This is a genomic window from Streptomyces sp. NPDC054796 (assembly GCF_053611545.1).
In genome coordinates, this window is sequence record NZ_JBSHAO010000057.1 from 47,274 (window position 1) to 53,348 (window position 6,075).

The 6,075-nt window shown below is 68.3% G+C and carries 6 protein-coding genes; 4 read left to right on the forward strand and 2 right to left on the reverse strand.

The genetic code is table 11. The features are described 5' to 3' along the window. Nucleotides 1–7 precede the first annotated feature (7 nt). Together ACWGJ2_RS33165 and ACWGJ2_RS33170 are read left to right on the forward strand one after the other, a co-directional pair. Nucleotides 8–142, forward strand: coding sequence for a hypothetical protein (locus ACWGJ2_RS33165; RefSeq protein ID WP_453350024.1), 135 nt, complete (start codon nt 8–10; stop codon nt 140–142). Nucleotides 143–230: 88 nt separating this feature from the next. Continuing rightward, a complete protein-coding gene (locus ACWGJ2_RS33170; RefSeq protein ID WP_453350025.1) occupies nt 231–2,039 on the forward strand; it encodes an ABC transporter ATP-binding protein in 1,809 nt (602 codons plus the stop codon). Here the strand turns inward: ACWGJ2_RS33170 and ACWGJ2_RS33175 are convergent. Continuing rightward, on the reverse strand, nt 2,023–2,823 hold the full coding sequence (locus ACWGJ2_RS33175; protein ID WP_453350026.1) for an AfsR/SARP family transcriptional regulator: 801 nt from the start codon (nt 2,821–2,823) through the stop codon (nt 2,023–2,025). The two genes, ACWGJ2_RS33170 and ACWGJ2_RS33175, sit on opposite strands and share 17 nt — an antisense overlap. An 880-nt stretch (nt 2,824–3,703) precedes the next feature. Here ACWGJ2_RS33175 and ACWGJ2_RS33180 point away from each other — a divergent pair. Beyond that, on the forward strand, nt 3,704–4,174 hold the full coding sequence (locus tag ACWGJ2_RS33180; RefSeq protein ID WP_453350031.1) for a DIP1984 family protein: 471 nt from the start codon (nt 3,704–3,706) through the stop codon (nt 4,172–4,174). A 629-nt stretch (nt 4,175–4,803) separates the two neighbouring features. On the opposite strand, the gene ACWGJ2_RS33185 is transcribed toward ACWGJ2_RS33180, so the two are convergent. After that, on the reverse strand, nt 4,804–5,043 hold the full coding sequence (locus tag ACWGJ2_RS33185; protein WP_453350027.1) for a hypothetical protein: 240 nt from the start codon (nt 5,041–5,043) through the stop codon (nt 4,804–4,806). An 851-nt stretch (nt 5,044–5,894) separates the two neighbouring features. On the opposite strand from ACWGJ2_RS33185, the gene ACWGJ2_RS33190 reads away from it, so the two are divergent. Then, nucleotides 5,895–6,044 carry a hypothetical protein gene (locus ACWGJ2_RS33190; RefSeq protein ID WP_453350028.1) on the forward strand — a complete coding sequence of 50 codons (150 nt, stop codon included), beginning with the start codon at nt 5,895–5,897 and terminating at the stop codon, nt 6,042–6,044. Nucleotides 6,045–6,075 lie beyond the last annotated feature (31 nt).

The following is a 6,075-nucleotide window of genomic DNA, read 5'->3' on the forward strand; positions in this document are numbered from 1 at the left end:
TGTCTCCATGTCTGTTTACGACCTCCAGGGCCTGAAGGACGAGACCGCCTTCGAGGTGAACAGCTCCTACAGCGTCCGCTGCTGCAACCCCTCACCGGACCCCAGTAGCTGGTCCGCAGGCTGCTACCACAGCGACGTCTGATCAAGACCGCCATCCCGGGGCGGGCCGACACAGCGTTGTGCTGTGCCAGCCTGCCCCGCCCGCCCCGACTGGGAAAGGTGCACGACGCATGTCACACCGGGAATTGTGGCGCTTCCTGCGCCCCTTCAGGGCCAGGGTGCTGGGCCTGACGGCGCTGATCGCCGTCAGCTCCGCGACGGCCGTCGCCCCGGTCCTGATCGGGCAGCGGCTCATCGATGAGGGCGTGCTACGCGGCGACACCATGGTGGTGTGGACGCTGGGCATCGTCATGGCGGCCCTGGGGGCGGCCCAAGCGGCGCTGTCGGTAGCGGAACGGCGGTGCGCGGTGCGGCTGGCCGAGGACGTTGTGCTGCGCCTGCGCACCGACCTCTTCGACCACCTGCAGCGGCAGTCGCTCGGCTTCCTCGCCGCCGCCAGGACCGGCGCCGTCGTCTCCCGTCTGCAAGGGGACGTAGCCGGTGTGCAGCGCCTGGTCTCCACCACCCTCCCCTCCGCCGTCGGAGCTGGGGTACTGCTGCTCACCGCGGGCGCAGCAGTGGTGGCCATGGAGTGGCGCCTCACCTTGGGGGTGCTCGTCCTGGGCCCGGTGCTGTACGCGCTGACCACCAGGTTCACCACGGCGCTGCGCCAGGTCAGCAAGGACCAGCTGGCAGCCCAGGCCGACCTGGATGCCATGGTCGCCGAGCGCCTCAGCCCTGGCGGAGCGGAGGTGGTACGGCACTACAGTCACCCGGACAGGGACCTGCCCGTCTTCGGGCAGCGGGCGGGCCGCATCCGGGGCCTGGCAGTGCGGTCGGCCGTGCTCTCCTCCGCGCTGGGGGCGACACTCACTGTGCTGATGAGTGTGCTGACCGCGGCGATCTACACGTTCGCCGGGCAGCTGGCCATCTCCGGCGTCCTGAGTGTCGGTACCGTGGTCGCGCTCGTCGCCCTCATGGCCCGCCTGTGCTCGCCTCTGATCACTCTGCCCACCCTCAAAGTGGACCTGGTCGCCGGTCTGGTCTCCTTCGAGCGGGTCAGGGAGGTGATGGCGTTCGCACCGGCGATCGTGGATGCTCCGGACGCCCGTGAACTGCCCCGGCAAGCGGGCAGGCCACTTGAGGTGGCTTTCCGCGGCGTCCACTTCACATACCCGCCCAGCGGCGCAATGACGCTGTCCTCGCTCAGCGGCGGCCAGCGGGAGCCCGCAGACGCCGCTGCCCCCGAACCAGTTCTGGCCGGCGTTGACTTCACCGCCGCTCCTGGGGCGACGATCGGTATCGTGGGCCTGTCCGGGGCGGGGAAGTCCACCCTCACGCGGCTACTGACCCGCTCCTGGGAAGTGACCTGCGGTCAGGTCCTGGTCGACGGCACGGACGTACGGCAGCTGCGGCTCGATGATCTGCGGTCCGCGATCGGCGTAGTCAGCCAGGAAACGTTCCTGTTCAATGACACCATTCGCATGAACCTCCAGCTCGCACGCCCGGGAGCGGCCACCGAGGAACTCGTGGAGGCATGCAGGGCCGCTCAGGTCTGGCCGGTGATCGAAAAGCTGCCGACGGGCCTGGACACGGTCATCGGCGATCGCGGACTGCGCCTCTCCGGTGGGGAGCGCCAGCGGCTGGCCCTTGCCCGGTTGCTGCTGAAGGACCCGCCCATCGTCATTCTCGACGAGGCCACCTCCCACTCCGACACCGTCACGGAACGCGGCATCATGGACACTATGGGCCTGTTCCTGCAGAGCCGCACCTGCCTCATCATCGCGCACCGGCTGAGCACCGTCCGCGACGCGGACACAATCTTGGTGATGAAGGGCGGACAAGTAGTTGAGCAAGGCCGGCATGACACGCTGGTGGGCGCCGGAGGCTGGTACACCCGCCTGCACCAGGCCCAGCAGCCGCTCATCGCGGCCCCGTAGCCAAGCCCTCAAAGGCCGTAAGGGGCCTGGTGCTCAATACCTGGTCATCCGCGATGATCAGTCTGTGCAGCTCTTGCAGCTGCCAGCAGGGTTCCAGGCCCAGCTGCGCGACCAGACCATGGCGCAGCCGCTGGAAGATCTCCAGAGCGTCGGCTTTCCGGCCCGACCGGAACAGGGCCAGCATCAGCTGCCCCCAGGGCCGCTCCCGCAACGGAAACCGCGCGGTCTCTCGTCGCAGGGCGGGCAGCAGTTCCTGGTGGCGCCCCAGAGCCAGGCTGACATCCACCCAGCTCTCGAAGGTTGTCTGGCGCTCTTCCTGCAGTTCCTCAACTGCTGCCCGGAGCGGAAGAGAGAGCGGCACGTCCTGCAGGACACCACCGCGCCAACTCGTCAGCGCCCGCTCCAGGAGCTTTGAGGCTGCTGGGTCACCACGCCCCGCCGCGACCCGGCCTTGACGCGACAGCCCCCTGAAGTCCTCAGCATCCAGCTGTCCAAAGGTCACCACGATCCGGTAGCCGTCACCGGCGGTGTGCAGCAGCTCCGCTCCCGGCTCGTGGGCGCAGAGCAACCGGCGCAGCCGCCAGATGTAGGTCCGGATCAGGCTGATCGCGGAGCGTGGCGGCTTCTCATCCCATAGGCACTCGACGAGGGACGCCAACGGGACGTCCCGGTTGGCCTCGAGTAACAGGGTAGCCAGAAGCTGCCGTTGCTTTGGCTGGCTGACACTCAACAGCTTCCCCCGGGAATCGGATATCTCAAGCGGGCCAAGTATGCGGAAATGCATCAAAATCCTTCTGATATGCGGACGAAGAAAACCGGCTCAGCGCGGACTCAGTACGGGCCTCGTCGACTGCGGTATCGAGGCGAAGGGACACAGGGTTTCCTCACCCTGCTGGCCGGCCGCCGCGGCACGACAGCGGTCTCCAAGGGCAGCGCCTACACGAAGCCCCTGCTGCGGCAGGGTTGTTGGATGCTTGTTCTTCCCCTGGCCCCTTCCTGACGGGCAGGCTGCGCCCTCGCGACAGGGCTTGATCCCTCTCGCCTGGGAAAACCCTGCGGCAGATGGTTTGCGGAAACCTTGCGCAAACCTGGAATCTGCTGCTCAGGGGGGCCGCGATGTGTACCGCGAGGGTCGGCCCTCGCACCCGAGTGGATGTGTGGGGCACCAGCCTGTGAGCGGACGTCCTCCTAATGCTCCCGCTCGCCCTGCAGGTCGCCCTTCGTCGCACCGCGCAGCACGGACTTCTCCTTCCAGCCAGACAGCTGATCGCGGGCTGCGCTGTGCGGCGGGGTCCAGGGCTGCCGCGAGGGTCGATAACTGCAGTTCTTGCTCTGGTGGAACAGGGCCAGATCCGGCCGGGGCACGGCGAGCGGTACGTACGAGCGGGGCGAGCCCGCTGAGCAGAGTCCCCCTCGTCGGGGCGCCGGCGGACGGACAGGACCTGCTCGCCGACCACGGGGACCGCGATTCACATGAGAGTGACGATGCCGTGCGCGACGGCCTCGTCCCGTCCTCCTACCTCGCCAAACCGTTCGGCGCGCGCCTCTACCCGGGCCTGCGCCTGCCGTATGTGGCCTTCCAGTGGCTGGTCAAAGCTCCGGCGGACCTTATGCCGTTCGCACTCGTATACTCGTGCGAACTCACGGAGGGGGAGGTGGAGAGTGTGAAGCTTGCTGAGGCGCTGGCCGAGCGTGCGGAGGCGACGCGACGTGTCGAACAGCTCCGGGCGCGCGTCGTGGGCAGCGCGCGCTACCAGGAGGGGGAGACACCTGCCGAGGACGCGGCTCAGCTGCTGAATGAGGCCGATGAGGTGCTGACCGCTCTGGAGACGCTGATCCGGCGGATCAACCGGACCAATGCCGCCGTGGAGATGGGCCCGGACGGCACACTCACCGATGCCCTCGCACGCCGCGACGTGCTGCGGTTGCGCCACTCCGTGGTCACCGCGGCGGCGGATGCGGCGGCGGGCCAGGGCGAGCGGGGATACGGCCGGCAGCTGCGGTCCGAGTTGATGATGCTTTCGGCGCTTCCCGTCGCGGAATTGCGCGCTCAGGCGGATGCGCTCGCCCGGGAGATCCGGGAGGTCGACGTGCGGATCCAGCGTATGAACTGGGAGGTCGAGCTGCTGGACTGAGCAGCGCAGTCTGCTGGGACGATGTGGAGCAGGTAGCGGCTTCGGAGGCGTGCACACGCCGCGGGCTGGCGGTTTTCCAGCCCTTCCTGGCGCGTGAAGAGCAACGCGGGGGTTCGAGTCCCCATCAACAGCGCAGCTCAGCACCGCGTACAGGTAACGGTGCACCTCGCACAGCACATCACCACGTGCAGATCCGAGGCCGCGAGGGCGGGTTCGGGGCTTCCCACATCGCAGCACCATGAACAACGAGGATCCCCGGCAGTGCTGATGGAATCGGCAGGCGCTTACCTCGCGTCGTCTGCGGTGCTGCGGCCACCCCGCTTCGCGGGACGCTCTGGTACTGCCGGTGGTGGTCGTGCTGCTTGGCCAGCGCCGTGTGCGTCCGTGCTCGACGAGGAGAGCCGATGTGCCCCCTCCCCTGCCCCTCATGTGGTCGCGCCCGTGTGGTCCACTGCTGCTCGGCTTAGCGATGTGCTGTCGGCCGCGTGCATGCACACGCGCGGCGCCCTCCCATGACCGCGCTGATCAGGTTCAGCGCAGCGGTGGCGATGCCCCCGCTCGTGGCCCCGGCTCGTATGGTCCGGCGGCGACACTGCTGTCTCGGCCGGGCGCGCGGTCCGAGCCGTCCCTCATGTACGGGCGCGGTCGGCGGTGATGCGCTGAGTGCAGGCGTGGCAGGGGCGGTAGGACAGGCTGCGGGTGAGGTCACCGGAGCCAGCGGTGAAGGTTCCTGCGGGACAGGCGGTCTCGAAGACGCCGTCCCCTCGGCGCTGGCGGACCTTGTGGTCGCTTGTCCCGCCGTGCAGCCGCACTGTGTACGGCCAGTTGCTCTGCCGCCCGGCGTCGGGCGGTGGGTGGGGCGTGCTCACACCGTGCTCCGTTCGGTTTCAGGGCAAGCCGTCTTGAGGTGCGGGCCTGCCGTCCGGGGCTGGCCCGGGGGTGGTCCTTGCCGGAACGTACCTGGTTTCCCGCGGCGGTGGGTGCGGCGCCCGGCGCCGGCCTGGGAGGAGCGCTGCCCCGCTGGTGCGTCGTGGTGGGCGGGGATGCGGGAGGGCGGGCGCCGCATCCCCTCTCCGGCACTGGTGTCCCGCGCGCGTGAGACGGGAAAAGTGGTCCAGCCGGTGCCCGTGACGTGTTGTCCGGTGGCTGTGGCACCGGCGCGTAAGACAGGCCAGCTCTCGGGTGGATCGTTTCCCTCGAAGGGAACGTGTTTGCGGTGATTCACTCGTGCGGATGCCTGATTCAGGGATCTTTTCATACGACGCCCCGGGAGCAGTTCCTGAGAGATGGCGGCGCATGCCCCCTGGGGCGCGGAAGCGTTCGCTCTCCCTGATCGCTTGCGGCGCATAATTTACGCCTTGTGCTCTCGCGTGACGCGGTCTGTCGCCTGCTGCTCTTTTCCTGCAGATGCGGCGTCAGAAGAGTGCGGCACTGTGCGTGCGCATGCAATTGATGATGGATTTGCATGCCTTGAGCAATCACACCTCGGGAGTTGCGCTGCCGACAGCTTCCGCCTGTAGCTTCCTCGGAAATACAGAAGGCCCTGGGAGGGGCGGCTAACCATTCCCAGGGCCACGATCGAGTGGAGTTGATGATGCTCGACCGCTTGAGGCGGGGTTGTTTTTCCAGGACCCCGCAGGTCCGTGACCGTAGCATTCCGCGGCTTCCCGGCAGGAAAACCTGTGGGCTGGCTGCCTGGGGCGTCATGGTGCGCCGGGGCGTGCTCGTCCTCGTTGTGCTGGCGCTGTGGGTGACGGGCCACGCCGGTGATCCCGCCTGGTGGACCGCCGCCGGAAGCGTAGTGACGGCGACAGCGGCGTTCTCCATGGGCCGTCCCGTGCTGCGCTGCCTGCACCTTCGCCTCCGTTGAGGTCCGGGGGCCTGCCGGAGCCGTCGACGGC